General features: G+C 71.4%; 16 protein-coding genes and 1 riboswitch. Of the genes, 15 read left to right on the top strand and 1 reads right to left on the bottom strand.

Annotated elements, in window-relative coordinates; translation table 11 throughout:
* Positions 1-13 precede the first annotated feature (13 nt).
* The 12 genes from pyrF (at position 14) to T398_RS00255 (ending at position 12379) form a co-directional block, all read left to right on the top strand.
* On the top strand, positions 14-850 hold the full coding sequence (pyrF, locus tag T398_RS00310) for an orotidine-5'-phosphate decarboxylase (protein ID WP_496443321.1): 837 nt from the start codon (positions 14-16) through the stop codon (positions 848-850).
* 177 nt (positions 851-1027) lie between these two features.
* The gene (gene mihF, locus T398_RS00305) at positions 1028-1345 is read left to right on the top strand and encodes an integration host factor, actinobacterial type (protein ID WP_007458370.1); all 318 of its coding nucleotides are present in this window, start codon (positions 1028-1030) and stop codon (positions 1343-1345) included.
* Between the two features lie 26 nt (positions 1346-1371).
* Positions 1372-1905: a guanylate kinase gene (locus T398_RS00300; protein ID WP_496443319.1), complete on the top strand. Its 534-nt coding sequence runs from the start codon at positions 1372-1374 to the stop codon at positions 1903-1905.
* Positions 1906-1948: 43 nt separating this feature from the next.
* Positions 1949-2215, top strand: a complete 267-nt coding sequence (rpoZ, locus tag T398_RS00295) for a DNA-directed RNA polymerase subunit omega (protein ID WP_013285517.1) — start codon at positions 1949-1951, stop codon at positions 2213-2215.
* Between the two features lie 13 nt (positions 2216-2228).
* Positions 2229-3440 carry a bifunctional phosphopantothenoylcysteine decarboxylase/phosphopantothenate--cysteine ligase CoaBC gene (gene coaBC / locus T398_RS00290; protein WP_496443317.1) on the top strand — a complete coding sequence of 404 codons (1212 nt, stop codon included), beginning with the start codon at positions 2229-2231 and terminating at the stop codon, positions 3438-3440.
* Between the two features lie 86 nt (positions 3441-3526).
* Positions 3527-4726, top strand: coding sequence for a methionine adenosyltransferase (gene metK, locus T398_RS00285; RefSeq protein ID WP_496443315.1), 1200 nt, complete (start codon positions 3527-3529; stop codon positions 4724-4726).
* Between the two features lie 59 nt (positions 4727-4785).
* A complete protein-coding gene (locus T398_RS00280; RefSeq protein WP_496443313.1) occupies positions 4786-6708 on the top strand; it encodes a primosomal protein N' in 1923 nt (640 codons plus the stop codon).
* A 257-nt stretch (positions 6709-6965) separates the two neighbouring features.
* On the top strand, positions 6966-7943 hold the full coding sequence (locus T398_RS00275; protein ID WP_496443311.1) for an AAA family ATPase: 978 nt from the start codon (positions 6966-6968) through the stop codon (positions 7941-7943).
* Positions 7944-8045: 102 nt separating this feature from the next.
* A complete protein-coding gene (locus T398_RS00270; protein ID WP_496443309.1) occupies positions 8046-9311 on the top strand; it encodes a cytochrome P450 in 1266 nt (421 codons plus the stop codon).
* Positions 9312-9358: 47 nt separating this feature from the next.
* A complete protein-coding gene (gene def, locus T398_RS00265; protein ID WP_496443307.1) occupies positions 9359-9919 on the top strand; it encodes a peptide deformylase in 561 nt (186 codons plus the stop codon).
* 7 nt (positions 9920-9926) lie between these two features.
* Positions 9927-10853, top strand: coding sequence for a methionyl-tRNA formyltransferase (fmt, locus tag T398_RS00260; protein WP_496443305.1), 927 nt, complete (start codon positions 9927-9929; stop codon positions 10851-10853).
* Entirely contained in the window at positions 10850-12379 is a 1530-nt protein-coding gene (locus tag T398_RS00255) for an RsmB/NOP family class I SAM-dependent RNA methyltransferase (protein WP_496443303.1), read from the top strand. The genes fmt and T398_RS00255 overlap by 4 nt, the downstream gene beginning before the upstream one ends.
* Before the next feature lie 243 nt (positions 12380-12622).
* On the opposite strand, the gene T398_RS00250 is transcribed toward T398_RS00255, so the two are convergent.
* Positions 12623-13501 (bottom strand): septum formation family protein, encoded by an 879-nt coding sequence (locus tag T398_RS00250; protein WP_496443301.1) that lies wholly within the window; start codon positions 13499-13501, stop codon positions 12623-12625.
* 277 nt (positions 13502-13778) lie between these two features.
* Here T398_RS00250 and rpe point away from each other — a divergent pair, with 277 nt between their 5' ends.
* From rpe to ribD, 3 genes are all read left to right on the top strand, one after another.
* Positions 13779-14459: a ribulose-phosphate 3-epimerase gene (gene rpe / locus T398_RS00245; protein WP_496443299.1), complete on the top strand. Its 681-nt coding sequence runs from the start codon at positions 13779-13781 to the stop codon at positions 14457-14459.
* 1 nt (position 14460) lies between these two features.
* Positions 14461-15441 (top strand): GGDEF domain-containing response regulator, encoded by a 981-nt coding sequence (locus tag T398_RS00240; RefSeq protein WP_496443297.1) that lies wholly within the window; start codon positions 14461-14463, stop codon positions 15439-15441.
* A gap of 58 nt (positions 15442-15499) precedes the next feature.
* Positions 15500-15673: riboswitch (FMN riboswitch) on the top strand.
* Between the two features lie 163 nt (positions 15674-15836).
* A complete protein-coding gene (gene ribD, locus T398_RS00235) occupies positions 15837-16898 on the top strand; it encodes a bifunctional diaminohydroxyphosphoribosylaminopyrimidine deaminase/5-amino-6-(5-phosphoribosylamino)uracil reductase RibD (RefSeq protein ID WP_496443295.1) in 1062 nt (353 codons plus the stop codon).

The following is a 16898-nucleotide window of genomic DNA, read 5'->3' as shown; positions in this document are numbered from 1 at the left end:
AGGGAGGTCTGCGATGGAGAGCTTCGGCGCCCGGTTGCACCGGGCGGTTGGCGAGCGGGGTCCGCTCTGCGTGGGCATCGACCCGCACCCGGGTTTGCTCGCCCGGTGGGGCCTCGATGACGACGTTCGCGGTCTGGAGCGGTTCGCGGGCAGGGTCGTGGAGGCGTTGGGTGACCGGGTCGCGGTGGTCAAGCCGCAGTCGGCCTTCTTCGAGCGGTTCGGGTCTCGGGGCGTGGCGGTCCTTGAGTCAACTATCCGACAGTTACGGGCGGCTGGTTCGCTCGTCCTCCTCGACGTCAAGCGTGGCGACATTGGCTCGACGGTCGCCGCGTACGCCTCCGCGTATCTTGATCCATCGAGCCCACTGCATGTCGACGCGGTGACGGTGAGCCCGTATCTCGGGGTTGGCGCGCTCGCCCCGATGTTCGAGCTGGCCGCCGCGCAGGGTGGCGGAGTCTTCGTGCTGGCACTCACCTCCAACCCCGAGGGCGCCGCGGTGCAGCGGGCTCGCACCGCCGACGGACGGACCGTCGCACAGCTGGTGATCGACGAGATTTCCCAGCTCAACGCGGGTGAGCAACCACTGGGTAGCGTGGGGTTGGTGGTGGGGGCGACCATCGGTGAGACGGGTCATGATCTCACCGCGGTCAACGGTCCGCTGCTCGCTCCGGGCCTGGGAGCGCAGGGCGCCAGCGCCGCTGACCTCCGGGTGGTCTTCGGCTCCAGTCTGCCCGCCGTGCTGCCCACATACTCCCGTGAGGTGCTGGCCGCGGGGCCCGATCTGGCGGCTCTCCGGGACGCCGCGGACCGGGTCCTGGCCGACTGCCGAGCGGCTTTGACCGGTTCGTAACTGACTGACGGCTCGGTCACTTTCCGCCGATTTTCGCGCGCCCACGTTGCCGAATGCGCCGTTGACCGCTAGTTTTCCCCGCGCTGGGAACCTTGGGCCTCCCTGGTTCGCAGCGACACCACGTTTCACAGTGCGGCGGTGCGTTCGCCCGTCGCGATAGGGACCTGAGGAGAACTGGTGCCGCTCCCGTCACTGACCCCTGAGCAGCGCGCAGCAGCGCTGGAGAAGGCCGCGGAGATCCGCAAGGCCCGTGCTGAGCTGAAGGAGCAGCTCAAGCAGGGCAAGACAACGCTCGGAGCCGTTCTCGAGCGGGCCGAGTCCGACGATGTCGTCGGCAAGCTGAAGGTATCCGCTGTCCTGCAGGCGATGCCGGGAATCGGCAAGATCCGGGCGACCCAGATCATGGAGAAGCTCAAGATCGCCGATAGCCGGCGCCTGCGTGGCCTCGGTGAGCAGCAGCGTAAGGCCCTGCTTGGGGAGTTCGCCGCCAACTGAGGTCGGCGGCCGTGTAGAAACGAGCAGTGAGCACGGATGGTGAGGCGCGCCCGGCGGCCCGGCTCACCATCCTGACCGGACCGTCGGGTTCCGGTCGGGATGGTGTCGCTGGGTTGGTCCGGGCGCGTCTGCCTACTGTGTGGACGCCGGTGCCGGTGACCACCCGCCCCCGGCGGGCTGGCGAGGTGGCCGGGGTCGACCGGGTCTTCCTCGATCCGACCGAGTTCGACCGGTTGCTGGCCGCCGGCGATCTGCTGGAATGGAGCCAGATCGGCCGGTACCGGCGCGGTACGCCGGGGCAACCCCTGCGGTCCCGACTGGCCGCTGGGGAGCCGGCTCTGCTCCCGATGGATCTGGCCGGGGCGCTGCGGCTGCGGGCCGTGTTGCCGACGGCCCAGTTGGTGCTGCTGCATCCACCCGGCTACGTGGCCGATCCGGTCACCGATCCGCATTTCGCGCATACCATCGCGCATGGCCGGACTGTGCAGGTCGTGGACGAGCTGGTAGGATTGTTCGGTTCGTCATTCAAAGCTCCGGCGCGACCGCGCGTGCGCGGTTGACCGCCAGCACCGCGAGCGGTGTCACAGACGCAGAGGTCAACACGTGGGATCCATCGCCACCAACCCCGAAGGCATCACCAACCCGCCGATCGACGAGCTCCTCGAGAAGACCACCTCGAAATACGCGCTGGTCATCTTCGCCGCCAAGCGGGCCCGTCAGGTCAACGCCTACTACAGCCAGCTCGGTGAGGGCCTGCTGGAGTACGTCGGCCCGCTGGTCGAGACGACCCCACAGGAGAAGCCGCTCTCGATCGCCATGCGGGAGATCAACGCGGGCCTGCTCACCGCTGAGCCCACCGACCAGCCGTAACGCGTACCCGGCGATGTCCCCCCGGATTATCCTCGGGGTCGGTGGCGGGATCGCCGCCTACAAGGCCTGCGAGTTGCTGCGGCTCTTCACCGAGTCCGGCCACCAGGTCCGGGTGGTGCCGACCGCGTCGGCGCTCCAGTTCGTCGGGGCCGCGACCTGGTCGGCGCTGTCCGGTCAACCGGTCGCCGACGACGTCTGGTCCGACGTGCACGAGGTGCCGCACGTGCGGTTGGGCCAGCAGGCGGACCTGGTTGTGGTGGCTCCGGCCACCACCGACCTGCTCGCCCGGGCCGCGCATGGGCTCGCGGACGACCTGCTCACCAACACTCTGCTGACGGCTCGCTGTCCGGTGGTCCTGGCGCCGGCGATGCATACCGAGATGTGGGAACATCCGGCGACGGTGGCCAACGTGGCGACGCTGCGCTCCCGTGGGGTGCGGGTCGTCGAGCCGGCGGTCGGCCGGCTCACCGGAACGGACACCGGCAAGGGGCGGCTACCGGACCCGGCAGAGCTCTTCGCCGTGGCCCGACGCGTTCTCGCTCGCGGCGCCGCCGCCTCCGCGGACCTCATCGGGAAGCGCGTGCTGATCACCGCCGGGGGCACCCGGGAGCCGCTTGACCCGGTCCGGTTTCTCGGTAATCGCTCCTCCGGTAAGCAGGGGTACGCGTTCGCCCGCGCCGCGGTGGCGCGAGGAGCCCGGGTCACCCTGGTCTCCGCCAACGTCGCGCTGCCTGACCCGGCCGGCGTGGACCTGGTACGGGTCGGTACGACCGCCGAGCTGCGCGACGCCACGCTGACGGCTGCCGACCGCGCGGACGCGGTGGTGCTGGCGGCGGCTCCCGCCGATTTCCGCCCGGCGACATACGCGACTGGCAAAATCAAGAAGTCGGACGACGGCAGCGCGCCCACCATTGAGCTCGTCGCGAACCCGGACATCGCCGCCGAGCTAGGGAAGCGTCGTCGCCCGGAGCAGGTGCTGGTGGTCTTCGCCGCGGAGACCAGTGACGCCGAGGCCAACGGTCGAGCCAAGCTCGCCCGAAAGCGGGCGGATCTCATCGTCATCAACGAGGTCGGCCCGGACCGGGTTTTTGGCGCCGACACCAACGCGGCGACTGTCATCGGCGCGGACGGATCGGTCAGCCGGATGCCCGAGCAGTCCAAGGAAGACCTCGCCGACGGTGTCTGGGACCTCATCGTCACCCGGCTGGCCGGCTGTCCCGGATAGCTGGATCAGTGCGCGATAGGGGGATCCGGTACTGGGCGCGAGTGACTAAACTGCCGCGGAACGAGTTTCCCTGACTTAGGAGTGCCGTGACACGCCGCCTCTTCACTTCCGAATCGGTCACCGAAGGTCACCCTGACAAGATTGCTGACCAGATCAGTGACGGGATCCTCGATGCGCTGCTGGCAGAGGACCCGCGTAGCCGGGTTGCAGTGGAGACGCTGATCACAACCGGTCAGGTGCATGTTGCGGGCGAGGTAACCACCCAGGCCTACGCCGACATCCCGTCGATCGTGCGTCGGACGATTCTGGATATTGGTTACGACTCGTCGCGAAAGGGTTTCGATGGGGCGTCCTGCGGGGTAAGTGTGTCGATTGGGTCACAGTCGGCAGATATCGCCCAGGGCGTCGACAACGCGTTTGAGCTGCGTACCGGTGCGTCCGAGCACGTGTTGGATGCGCAGGGCGCTGGCGACCAGGGGATGATGTTCGGGTTCGCCTGCTCGGAGACCCCGGAGTTGATGCCGCTGCCGATCGCGCTGGCGCATCGGCTGTCCCGCCGCCTGGCACAGGTGCGGCGCGATGGTGTGGTGCCGTACCTGCGTCCAGATGGCAAGACGCAGGTGACGGTGGAGTACGAGGGACTGCGGCCGGTGCGGCTGAACACCGTGCTGGTGTCGTCGCAGCACGCGGCAGATGTGTCGTTGGAGTCGCTGCTGACGCCGGACGTCCGGGAGCACGTGATCGCACCGGAGGTGGAGAGCATCGGGCTGGGGCTGGACACCGAAGACTACCGGCTGCTGGTGAATCCGACGGGCCGGTTCGAGGTTGGCGGCCCGATGGGAGACGCGGGTCTGACCGGCCGGAAGATCATCGTGGACACCTACGGCGGGTACGCGCGGCACGGCGGCGGAGCGTTCTCGGGCAAGGACCCATCCAAGGTGGACCGCTCGGCGGCGTACGCGATGCGGTGGGTGGCCAAGAACGTGGTGGCGGCCGGGCTGGCGGAGCGGTGCGAGGCGCAGGTGGCGTACGCCATCGGCAAGGCGCAGCCGGTGAGCCTGTTCCTGGAGACGTTCGGCACCGAGACGGTGCCGGTGGAGCGGATCGAGAAGGCGGTGACGGAGGTGTTCGACCTTCGGCCGGCGGCGATCATCCGGGACCTGAAGTTGATGCGGCCGATCTACTCGCAGACCGCGGCGTACGGACACTTCGGTCGAGAGCTTCCCGACTTCACCTGGGAGAGCACCGACCGCGCCGCTGACCTCAAGTCGGTAGCGGGCGCCTGAGTAATACCCCGCGTAGCGACCGGCGGCCTGCTGACGGGTCGCCGGTCGCTCGTGTCTGCGTGGACGTTCCCCTGGCCCACCTCGATCGGCCCTTCGACTACCTGGTGCCCGAGGCTCTCGATGTCGATGCTGTTCCCGGCACCCGGGTGAAGGTCCGCTTCGCCGGTCAGCTCGTCAACGGTTGGCTGTTGGAGCGGGTGAGCGAATCCGCCCACCCCCGGCTCGCGTACCTGGAGAAGGTTGTGTCCCCGGAGCCGACCCTCGCTCCGGAGATCGCCCGCCTGGCCCGCGCCGTCGCCGACCGGTACGCCGGCAGCCTTGCCGACGTGCTTCGCCTCGCTGTTCCGCCCCGGCACGCCCGGGTCGAGAAGGAACCGCAACCGCCCCCCGCGGCCGGCCCGGCCGTGCCGGATGCGGAAACCGGGCCGGTCGCTCCGGTTGGTTGGTCGGGCTACCCGACCGGCCCAGCCCTCCTGCGGGCCCTCGCCGACGGCCGTGCCCCCCGCGCGGTCTGGTCTGCGCTGCCGGGGGAGGAGTGGCCCGCCCGCTACGCCGAGGCGGTCGCGGCGACCGTCGCCGGTGGCCGGAGCGCGGTCGTGGTCGTCGCCGACGCCCGGGACCTCGACCGGCTCGACTCGGCGCTGACCGCCGTGCTCGGCCCCGGCCGGCACGTCCAACTGACCGCCGCGCTCGGCCCGGCCCGCCGGTACCGGGCGTTCCTCGCCGCCCGGCGGGGTCAGGTGCCGGTGGTGATCGGCACCCGGGCCGCCATGTTCGCGCCGGTGCCGCGACTCGGCCTCGTCGCCATCTGGGACGACGGTGACGACCTGCACGCCGAGCCCCGTGCCCCCTACCCGCACGCCCGCGAAGTGTTGCTGACCCGCGCCCAGCTGGCTGGCGCCGCTGCCCTGATCGGTGGCTATGCCCGAACCGCCGAGGCGCAGCTGCTCGTGGAGACCGGGTGGGCCCGCGAGGTCACGGCTGCCCGTGCCGCCGTCCGGGCGCGGATGCCGGCGATCGCGCCCACCGGCGACGACCCCCAGCTGGCTCGGGACCCGGGTGCGGCTACCGCCCGGTTGCCCAGCCTGGCCTGGACCGTGGCGCGCGCTGCCCTCTCTGCCGATGCGCCGGTCCTCGTCCAGGTGCCCCGGCGCGGCTACCTGCCGGCGGTGGCGTGTGCCACCTGCCGGGCTCCGGCGCGCTGCCCGCACTGCGCCGGGCCGCTCGCGCTTCCCTCGGCGCGGGGTGCGCCGGTCTGCCGCTGGTGTGCCCGCGTCGCCGCCGCGTACGCCTGTCCGGAGTGCGGGGGCCGGCGGCTACGCGCCTCGGTCACCGGCGCCCGACGGACGGCGGAGGAGCTGGGCCGGGCCTTTCCCGGTGTGCCGGTGCGCACCTCCGGGCGGGAGGAGGTCCTCGCGACCGTCCCCGGTGGCGCCGGGCTGGTCGTCGCCACCCCGGGTGCCGAGCCGGTGGCCGATGGCGGTTATGGGGCGGTGTTGCTGCTGGACTCGTGGGCCCTGCTGACCCGGGCCGATCTGCGGGCGGGGGAGGAGGCGCTGCGGCGCTGGCTCGCCGCCGCCGCCCTGGCCCGCCCCGGGTCGGACGGCGGCCGGGTGGTGGTGGTCGCCGACGGTGCGCTCGCCCCGGTGCAGGCACTTCTCCGCTGGGACGCTGGCTGGTTCGCGGCCCGCGAACTCGCCGAACGCCGGGAGCTCGGTTTTCCACCGGCGGTGCGGATGGCGAGCGTCACCGGGCCGCCGGCCGCCGTCGCCGAGCTGCTCGACGAGTCCCGGCTACCGGCGGAGGCGGAGCTGCTGGGCCCGGTGCCCGCCGACGGCGACCGGGAACGGATGCTGGTCCGGGTTCCCCGTGCCCGGGCCGCAGCCCTGGCGGCCGCCCTGCATTCGGCGGCCGGGGTGCGCACCGCCCGTAAGGCTGCTGATCCACTCCGGCTCCAGGTCGACCCGCTGACCCTCTTCTGATCTAACAACTCAGTGGAAGGCGACAGCTACCGAGAGTTATTGAAGTTGTCGCGACGGACACGCTGTGTGGGGAAGGGGGCGGATCCGGGTGATAGCATCGCCCCTCATGTCGGGCCGATAGAAGGCTCAGGTCATGGTGTGTCGTTCGATACGCCGGAGCCGGAGCCGGCGCCGGTTCGGCGGCGATGGCGACGGAGCGCGTCGGGTGACGCGGTGCCGGCGAGTGTTAACAGCCCGCAATCATAGGTGGATCAGTCGTGATCGTTCCTCAATCGATTGTCTTCAACGGCGACCTCGGCAGTGGCAAGAGCACCGTCTCCGTGGAGATCGCCGAGCGCCTCGGCATGCGTCGGGTCAGCGTGGGTGATCTCTACCGGCAGATGGCCCAGGAGCGGCAGATGACCGCGCTCCAGCTCAACCTGCACGCCGAGCTGGATCAGGCCGTGGACGGCTATGTCGACCAACTCCAACGGGATATCGCGGCCTCCGGCGAGTGCCTGGTGATGGACTCGCGGCTCGCCTGGCACTTCTTCACCGATGCGCTCAGGGTGCACATGATCACCGAGCCCGGGGAGGCTGCCCGGCGAGTGCTGCTGCGTCCATCTGGCCCGGCTGAGCAGTACACCTCCCTGGAGGAGGCGAAGGCCCGGCTCCTGGAGCGCAGCGAGAGTGAGCGGAACCGGTTCATCATCCGCTACGGCGTGGACAAGGCCCAGCTGCGCAACTACGACCTGATCTGTGACACCACCCGGGCCGGCGCCGTGGAGGTGATCGAGCACATCGTCGCCGCGTACGAGGGGCGGCTCTGCCCCGAGGTGCTGCGGGAGGCTCCGCCGCTGCTGCTGCTCGACCCGGCCCGGGTGTATCCGACCGAAGACGTCGTCACCCTCCGCGGCCAGTGGGACGCGGCGCCCGGCGGCGACGGCGCCGCGGCTGGCGACGAGCCGCTGGAGCCGCTGCGGATTGGTTACACGGGGGAGCACTTCTTCGTCGTGGACGGGCACCGTCGACTCAGCGCCGCGTTGCAGGACGGATGCCGGCTGGTGCCCGCCCGGCTCGTCGCCGAGGTTGACGAGCCCGTCGTCGGTGGGATGAGTGCGATCGACTACTTCGCCGCCCAGGTTCGGCCCAGCATGATCCACGACTGGTCGGCCGCGCACGGGACCGATCTGTCGCTGCCCGAACCGGCCCTGTTGGGCGGCGGTGCGGTGTTGGCGGGGGAGCCCGGCGCCTGAGCGCCAGGCCCGCCGCCCCGGTCAACCCCCGGTGCAGGGGGTTACGGTCCGCCGACTGAGCGTGGATGATGGGCCACCTGACCCTGATATAGGAGGTGGCGAATGGATGCATCTGAGGCGGTCGCACTGCTGATGTCACCGCCGGGTCGGCTCGACCCCTATCCCACGTACGAGCGGCTGCGCGCGCACGGACCGGTGGTTCCGACGGCGGCCGGTTTCTTCGTGGTCACCGGGTACACCGAGGCCGACACGGTGTTGCGAACCCCCCGGTTCGGGGTGATGGACGACGAAGAGCGCGACAGTGTCTTCCCGCATTGGCAGGAGAGCCCGGCGATGATGTCGATCGCCCAGTCGATGATCCGGGCCAATCCGCCGGACCACAGCCGAATGCGCCGGCTGGCCGCGAAGGCGTTCACCCCGCGCCGGGTCGCCGCCCTCCGCGAGGTGGTAGCCGCCCAGGCCGACGGTCTGGTCGACGAGATGATCCGGGCCGGTCGGGGCGGCGCTCCGGTGGACTTCCTGGCCAGCTTCGCCTACCCGTTGCCGGTCGCGGTGATCTGCGCCCTGCTCGGGGTACCGGCGGCCGACTGGGCTCAGTTTCGGCGCTGGGCCAGTGATCTGACCGGTGTCCTGGAGCCGGAGATCACCCCACAGGAGTTGGCCGTCGCCGACGCCGGCGCCGGTGAGCTGCGCGACTACTTCACCGAGTTGGTCGCCCAGCGCCGCCGAGCCCCGGCCGACGATCTGACCACCGCCCTGGTGCGGGCGCACGACGCCGACGGTGACCGGCTGTCCGGCGAGGAACTGCTGGCCAACCTCGTGTTGCTGTTGGTCGCGGGCTTCGAGACCACCACGAACCTGCTCGGCAACGGTCTGGTCGTGCTCCTGGACCACCCCGACTCGGCGACCGCCCTGCGGGATCAGCCCGAGCTCGCTCCCGGCTACGTGGAGGAGTTGCTGCGGTACGACTCACCCGTGCAGTTGACCACCCGTACGGTCCGCGAGTCGGTGCCGCTCGCCGGGGTTGAGCTGCCCGCGGGGAGCTGGCTGCTGGTTCTGCTCGGCGCGGCCAACCGTGACCCGGCGCGTTTCACTGATCCGGCTCGGTTCGACCCGCGGCGGGCCCAGTCGCCCCCGCTGTCCTTCGGCGCCGGCGCGCACTACTGCCTCGGCGCCGGGCTGGCCCGACTGGAGGCTCAGGTCGCCTTTCCGCTGTTGCTGCGCCGGCTGCCCGAGCTCGCGCTGGCCGGCGAGCCCATCCGCCGGAACCGGCTGACCCTGCGTGGTTACGAGACGCTTCCGGTGACCGTCGGTGCCGTAGCCGCTGATCACGGTACGCCGGCCGGGGTCGCTCTGGGCACTCCGTAGACTGGTACGGCACGCCCGTTGCCAAGCCCACGAAGGAGCCAATCCGCGTGACCGTCCAGCCCATCCGCCTCTTCGGCGACCCGGTGCTGCGCACGCCGGCCGACCCGGTGGTCGACTTCGATGTCGAACTGCGCAAGCTTGTCGCTGACCTGATCGACACGATGCGTGAGCAGAACGGCGCCGGTCTGGCCGCGCCGCAGCTCGGCGTGGGCCTGCGGGTGTTCACCTTCGACGTGGACGACGTGGTCGGTCACCTGGTCAACCCGGTGTTGGAGTTCCCCGACGTCGAGGAGCAGGACGGCCCGGAAGGCTGCCTGTCGCTGCCGGGTCTGTACTTCGACACGAAGCGCCGGCAGAACGTGGTCGCCAGGGGCTTCAACGGCTACGGCGATCCGGTGCAGATCGTCGGTACCGGTTTGATGTCCCGCTGCGTGCAGCACGAGACCGACCACCTGGACGGGGTGTTGTTCATCGACCGGCTCGATCCGGCCGGCCGCAAGGCGGCGATGAAGGAGATCCGCCGGGCCGAGTGGTACGACCCGGCGGCCCCACCGACGGTGAAGCCCAGCCCGCATGCCGCCACCAACCCGTTTGGCCTGGGGCGGTGACCGGCCGATGCGCGTGATCTTCGCCGGCACGCCGGCCGTTGCCGTCCCCACCCTCGCCGCGGTGGCCGCCTCCCGCCATGAACTGGTAGCGGTTCTCACCCGCCCGGATGCTCCGGCGGGCCGGGGCCGGGGCCGGTCCCGTTCCCCGGTGGGCGCCTGGGCCGACGAGCACGGCGTCGAAGTCCTCACCCCGGCCCGGCCGCGGGAGCCGGAGTTCCTCGACCGGCTGCGCACCCTGGCACCGGATTGTGTGCCCATCGTCGCGTACGGCGCGCTGGTCCCGCCGGCCGCCCTGGAGATTCCGCGGCATGGCTGGGTCAATCTGCACTTTTCCCTGTTGCCCGCCTGGCGCGGCGCGGCTCCCGTGCAGCACGCCCTGCTGCACGGCGACGAGGTGACCGGTGCCAGCGTCTTCCAACTCGAGGAGGGCCTGGACACGGGCCCGGTGTACGGCACCGTCACCGACGAGGTTCGGCCCGCCGACACCTCGGGCGACCTGCTGGAGCGGCTGGCGCACTCCGGCGCCGAGCTGCTGATCGCGGTGCTGGACGCGATCGAGGCGGGCGGCGCTCGGGCGCAGCCGCAACCGAACGACGGGGTGAGCCTGGCGCCGAAACTGACTGTGGCCGACGCCCGGGTGCGCTGGGGTGACCCCGCCTTCGCCGTGGACCGGCGCATCCGGGCCTGCTCCCCAGCTCCCGGCCCGTGGACGACCTTCCGCGACGAGCGGGTCAAGCTTGGCCCGGTCACCCTCGTCGTCGACGGCCCCGAGCTGAAGCCCGGTGAGCTGTTGGTGGAGAAAACCCGGGTGCTCGTCGGCACCGCCACCACCCCGGTTGCGCTCGGTGAGATCCGGGCGGCGGGCAAGAGGGCCATGCCGGCGAGTGACTGGGCGCGCGGCGTTCGGGTGAGCGCTGGGGAGGTCCTCGCATGACGGGCCCGGTAGACGGCCAGGACGTGGACCGGGCCGGTGGTTTCCGGGCCGGTCGTCCCGCCGCCGGCCGCGGTCGCTCCGGTGCCGGACCCGAGCGCCGCCCGGAGCGGTGGGGCCGTGGCGGCCAGCGGCCGACGACCGGCGGGCGCGGTCGCCCCACCGGCCGCAGCGCCGCTGACCTACCTCGGCACGCCGCCTATCAGGCGGTCGCCGCGGTCAACCGGGACGACGCGTATGCCAACCTTGTGCTCCCGGCGATCCTGCGCGACGCGGATCTGGTCGGCCGGGACGCCGCCTTCGCCACCGAGCTGACGTATGGGACGCTGCGTCGGCTCGGCACCCTCGACGCGATCCTCACCGAGGCCGCCGGCCGGGATGTGGCCCGCATCGATCCGCCGGTTCGGGACGCGTTGCGGCTCGGCGCGTACCAACTGCTCCACACCCGGGTGCCCGCCCACGCCGCGGTCTCGGCAACGGTTGATCTGGTCCGTTCGGTCGGACCGGGGGCGACCGGGTTCGCCAACGCGGTGCTCCGAGAGGTCGCCAGCCGGGACGTCGACGCCTGGGTGGCCCGGCTCGCCCCGCCGCTGGAGACCGACCCGATCGGGCACCTGGCACTCGCGTACAGCCATCCGCAGTGGATCGTGCGGGCGTTCGCCGAGGCGCTCGGCGGCGACCTCGGTGAGACCACCCGGTTGCTGGTCGAGGACAACGAGCGTCCGCCGGTGCACCTCTGCGCCCGCCCGGGGTTGGCCGATCCGGTGGCCTTGGCCGACGAGGTCGGCGGTGCCCCGGGTGCCTTCTCCCCGTACGCGGTCTACTCCGGTGGGGGCGCCCCCGGCGACCTGCCGGCGCTCATCGAGGGGCGGGCCCACGTCCAGGACGAGGGCTCTCAACTGGTGGCCGACGCGCTAACGGTGGCGCCGCTGGACGGCCCGGACGGTCGCTGGCTCGACCTGTGCGCGGGGCCGGGGGGCAAGTCCGGCCTGCTCGGTGCCATCGCCGCCCAGCGTGGCGCGCGCCTGACGGCGGTGGAGGTGTCCGAGCACCGGGCCCGTCTTGTCCAGCAGGCCACCCGCGATCTGCCGGTGACCGTGCTCAACACGGATGGTCGCACCGTTGGCGCGACGCCGAAGCTCGCGGAGGGGCACTTCGATCGGGCGCTGGTGGACGCGCCCTGCACCGGTCTGGGCTCGCTGCGTCGGCGACCCGAGTCACGCTGGCGCCGGCAGCCGTCGGACCTGCCGGCGTTGACCCGGTTGCAGCGGGAACTGCTCAGCGCGGGGCTGCGGGCGGTCCGCCCGGGTGGCCTGGTGGCATACGTGACCTGCTCGCCGCACGTCGTCGAGACGCACGTGACGGTTACCGAGGCGGCGCGCCGCGCGGGGGTGCCGGTCGACTTCGTTGACGCCCGTCCGCTGTTGCCGACGGGAATGCCGGGGCTCGGCGACGGGCCGACGGTGCAGCTGTGGCCGCACCGGCACGGCACCGACGCCATGTTCCTGGCGGTGCTGCGTCGCGGTTGACCCTGGCGGTGCCGCGCCGGGGGTTGAGCTGGCCCGTGCCGTTCGGTCGGGTGCCCTCCGTTGACCCGCCGGGGTGGTCGAACCGCGCGATGCACGGCGCGACCACCCCGGCTCGGCCAGCCCAGGCGGTCAACCATCCCGGACGCGGCCGGCACTACCGCGGCCCGCAAATAGCGTCCTGCGCTACCGCCTCCTGCGCTACCGCCTCCTGCGCTACCGCCTCCTGCGCTACCGCGTCCTGCACTACAGCGGCAGGCCGGCCTTGCCCGCGCCCTTCATCGACCGGGTCAGGCTCCGCTCGCCGAGCCAGAGAAAGCACTGCACCCCCCGGTTGCCGATGAGCCACTGCTCCTCCGATGGGCTGTAGTAGATGTAGCCGGTGCGGTACCCCACGTCGCTGCGGGGCACCTCGACGTACTCGGCAATCAGCTTGTAGCAGTCCTTGCCGGTCCGGTCCTCGTTGCGCTCGAACTCGGCGAAGTCGGTGTCCGGTGCGGTCCAGGCGCCGACGAACTCGGCGTGGTGTTTCTTGGTGCAGGCCACCGGTGTCATCGTGTCGACCTGGTCGTCGCTCACGGTCGGCTCGAAGCAGGTGTGCCGAAGCGGGGAGTCGCCCTTGAGCGCTCCAACCAGGCTGGCGGTGCGGGACACCGCGCTCGGGTCGTCCAGGCTCTCCTGCTCGCCGACGTCGCAGCGGAACCAGCGGAAGCCCCCGTCCCATCCGGCTCGCGAGGGGAAAATGACGTCGAGGCCGATCCGTCCGCTGCGCCAGTCGGCGCCCAGTGCCTGGTTCGCCTCCTGCTCACAGGTGGCGTAGGCGGTGTGCATCTCGGCCGAGCCGGCTTCCGGTGGCCGGGCGCCCGTCGCGTCGGCCCCGGTCAGCGTGCCAACGTACAGGGTCTCCAAGAGGTGCGGCTGGTCGCAGGGAGTCGGCGCGTACGCGCTGCGGTAGCCGACCTCGGTTATGGTTGGATGGCAGGTGCCCGCCTCGGGCGTGAAACCCGTTGCGGCGGCGAGGGGGGTCCAGTCGTCAATCAGGTCGCCGTCGGTTCCCGGCGGTGCGGCAGCACATCCGGCGAGCGTCAGGGCCACCACGGTGGCGGACAGCGTGACTCGTTTCATCCGGCGGCCTCCCCGGGCGCGGTAGGTATGGCGTCGAACACGCCACGGTGCGGCAGCTTACGGCACGTGGCAAACCGGTTCCGGTATGCCGTCGGCAAACCTCGGTAGGCGTCGCCCGTCCACCGGCTCGTCCGTCCACGACCGCTGTGGAGCGGCGGCAGCGTCCGGCCTCCGGTCCGCAGTGGTCGGTCCCCTCGGGCGGCCGCGAGGCGCACCCGAGGGGCCCGGTGGGGGCCGCACCGGTGGCGACGGGGGGCTGCGTTCGTACACTGGCCTCGTGACCGTACCGCTGCCGATCGTCGCTCCGAGCATTCTGGCCGCCGACTTCGCCCGCCTCGCCGACGAGGTCCGTGCCATCGAAGACACCGCCGACTGGGTGCACGTGGATGTCATGGACAACCACTTCGTGCCGAATCTGACGATCGGGTTGCCGGTCGTGCAGAGCCTGCGGGCCGTCACCCGGCTTCCCTTTGACGTGCACCTCATGATCGAGGATCCGCGGCGGTGGGCGCCTGGCTACGCCGACGCCGGGGCGTACAACGTGACGTTTCACGCCGAGGCCTGTGACGACCCGGTCGCGCTGGCCAAGGAGCTCCGGTCGGCCGGTGCGAAGGCAGGGTTGGCGATCGACCGGGACACCCCGATCGAACCGTACCTGGACCTGCTGCCCAGCTTCGACACTCTGTTGATCATGACGATCAAGGCGGGGTTCGGTGGGCAGCGGTTCATTCCGAACCTGTTGGACAAGGTGCGCACCGCCCGTCGACACGTCAACGCTGGTCACCTGGAGCTGCGCATCGAGGTCGACGGTGGGATCGCCGTGGACACCATCGCCGAGGCGGCCGAGGCAGGCGCGGACGCCTTCGTCGCCGGCACCGCCGTCTTCGGCGCCGACGACCCGGCCGAGGCCGTACGCCGGCTGCGCTCCCTGGCCCAGTGCGCGGCGCCCCGGGCCTGACGTGGAGCCCGACGGGGATCGCCAGGACGTCATTCTGGTCGTTGACGACGACGAGGACATCGCCCGGTTCGTCGAGTTCAACCTGCGGTTGCACGGTTACGAGGTGATCCATGCCGGTGACGGCCAGGCGGCGCTTGAGGTGATCGCGCAGCATCGCCCCGACCTGGCCGTGGTCGATCTGATGATGCCCCGGATGGACGGGTTGGAGCTGACCCGACGGCTTCGGGCCAACCCGATGACCGCCGCCCTCCCGGTGATCATGCTGACGGCCAAGGGGATGACCGTGGACAAGGTGCACGGCCTCAGCGCCGGTGCCGACGACTACCTGGTCAAGCCCTTCGATACTGCCGAGTTGGTGGCCCGGGTCAGCTCCACCCTGCGCCGGAACAAGGAGTTCCGCGAGGTCTCGCCGCTGACCGGGCTACCCGGCAACAGCCGGATCCGTCGGGAGATCGCCGACCGGATCCGGGTCGGGGCCGACTACGCGGTCGGCTACATCGACATTGACCGTTTCAAGAGCGTCAACGACGTCTACGGGTTCGTCCGTGGCGACGACTTCATCTCCGCGCTGGCCCGCAGCCTGCACCAGGCGGTCGTCTCGGTGGGGCTTCCACCGGCCTTCCTGGGCCACGTCGGCGGCGACGACTTCATCTTCGTCAGCACGCCGGAACAGGTCCGGCAGCTGACCTCGCAGGTCTCCGTGGACTTCGAGCAGGCGGCCGACGCGCTGTACGACCCGCCCGACGCGGCCCGCGGCTACGTGGAGCTCAGGGATCGGCGGGGCAACCTACGCCGCGCCGCGCTGGTCACCCTCTCGATCGGCGTCTCGATCTCGGATGCCGACAAACGGCTCACGAATCCACTGGCGGCGATGACGATCGCCTCCGAGATGAAGTCGGTGGCCAAGAGCCAGCCGGGGTCGTACGTGGCGGTGGACCGGCGTCGTGGGGTGTCGGATTCGAGTCATCGTTCTGTGAAGTAGCGCGCTGGGGGTAGCCGGCTACCCCCCAGAGCGTGTAAGACTTCGGGTAGTACCCACCACGCGCTGGCGGGACTCGGTGTAATTCCGAACCGGCGGTGATCCACGGCCTGGCTGTGGTAAGCCCGCGACCCGGGAGCGGTTCGTCCGCCCGGTGGACCTGGTGAAAATCCGGGGCCGACGGTTGGGTGCGGGCCTGCCCGCGTCCAGACAGTCCGGATGGGAGACAGCGCGCGGGACGGACGGGCCCTGCCCGGCCGCCGGTGTCGGCGTGCCGTGTGGTCCTCCCGGGGCGGCTTTGCCGTTCCCGGATCTCCGCCACCGCACGCCCGCGGCCCGATGCCGCCGCTCCCATCGCCGCCCGCGCACCGACCGGCGGGCGGGCGGGAGGGCAAGGCATGGCCGGCGTCTCCGTAGATGAGGCGATGCGTCGCGCAGTTGAACTTGCCGCGCGCGGCCTCGGCACTACCAGCCCCAACCCGGTCGTCGGCTGTGTGCTGCTTGACCCGGGCGGTCAGGTCGTCGGCGAGGGCTTCCACGCGTACGCCGGTGGGCCGCACGCCGAGATCGTCGCGCTCGCCCACGCGGGGGAGCGGGCGCGGGGCGGCACCGCGGTGGTCACGCTGGAACCCTGCGATCACACCGGCCGTACGGGCCCGTGCAGCACCGCTCTGGTGCAGGCGGGCGTTGCCCGGGTGGTGATCGCCGTACCCGACCCGAACCAGGCCGCCTCCGGTGGCGCCGCCACGCTGCGGGCCGCCGGGATCCGGGTCGACCTGGGCGTACGCGCCGTTGAGGCGGAGGCGGGCAACATCGCGTGGCTGACCTCAACGCGTCGGGGCTGGCCGTACCTCGTCTGGAAGTACGCGGCGACGCTGGACGGGCGGTCCGCCGCGGCCGACGGCACCAGCATGTGGATCACTTCCGAGGCGGCCCGGATGGATGTACACGCGCTGCGCGGCACGGTGGACGCCGTTCTCGCCGGGGTGGGCACCGTCCTCGCCGACGACCCGCGCCTGACCGTTCGGAACCTGCGCGACGGCAGCCTCGCCATCCGGCAGCCGCTGCGGGTGGTGGTGGACTCGGCGGGCCGGACCCCGGCCGGAGCGCGGGTCCGCGACGACGCCGCGTCCACCTGGATCGCCACCGCCGAGGAGGTCGGTACCGATTCGGTGGGCCGAGTCGATCTGTCGGCGCTGCTCGCCGCGCTCCACCAGCGCGGGGTGCGCGCCGCGCTGCTGGAGGGAGGGCCGCGGTTGGCCGGCGCCTTCCTCGCCGCCGGGTTGGTCGACAAGATCGTCGGCTACGTCGCGCCCCGGTTTCTCGGTGCCGGCCCTACCGCGTTGGCGGACGCGGGGGTGACCACGATCACCGATGCCATCGACTGCGAGGTCGTGGACGTTACCCAGGTCGGTCCCGACCTGCGGATCACCGCACTGCCCCGGAAGAGGGAGGGCTGA

The organism is Salinispora goodfellowii, assembly GCF_059570675.1.
This window is presented reverse-complemented; position numbering and strand designations above follow the sequence as displayed.

Bases quoted from the DNA above. Each gene is read 5' to 3' on its own strand.
- pyrF (WP_496443321.1), top strand. From the start codon at position 14: ATGGAGAGCTTCGGCGCCCGGTTGCACCGGGCGGTTGGCGAGCGGGGT.
- coaBC (WP_496443317.1), top strand. From the start codon at position 2,229: ATGTCCCCCCGGATTATCCTCGGGGTCGGTGGCGGGATCGCCGCCTAC.
- T398_RS00270 (WP_496443309.1), top strand. From the start codon at position 8,046: ATGGATGCATCTGAGGCGGTCGCACTGCTGATGTCACCGCCGGGTCGG.
- fmt (WP_496443305.1), top strand. From the start codon at position 9,927: ATGCGCGTGATCTTCGCCGGCACGCCGGCCGTTGCCGTCCCCACCCTC.
- T398_RS00255 (WP_496443303.1), top strand. From the start codon at position 10,850: ATGACGGGCCCGGTAGACGGCCAGGACGTGGACCGGGCCGGTGGTTTC.
- T398_RS00250 (WP_496443301.1), bottom strand. From the start codon at position 13,501: ATGAAACGAGTCACGCTGTCCGCCACCGTGGTGGCCCTGACGCTCGCC.
- ribD (WP_496443295.1), top strand. From the start codon at position 15,837: ATGGCCGGCGTCTCCGTAGATGAGGCGATGCGTCGCGCAGTTGAACTT.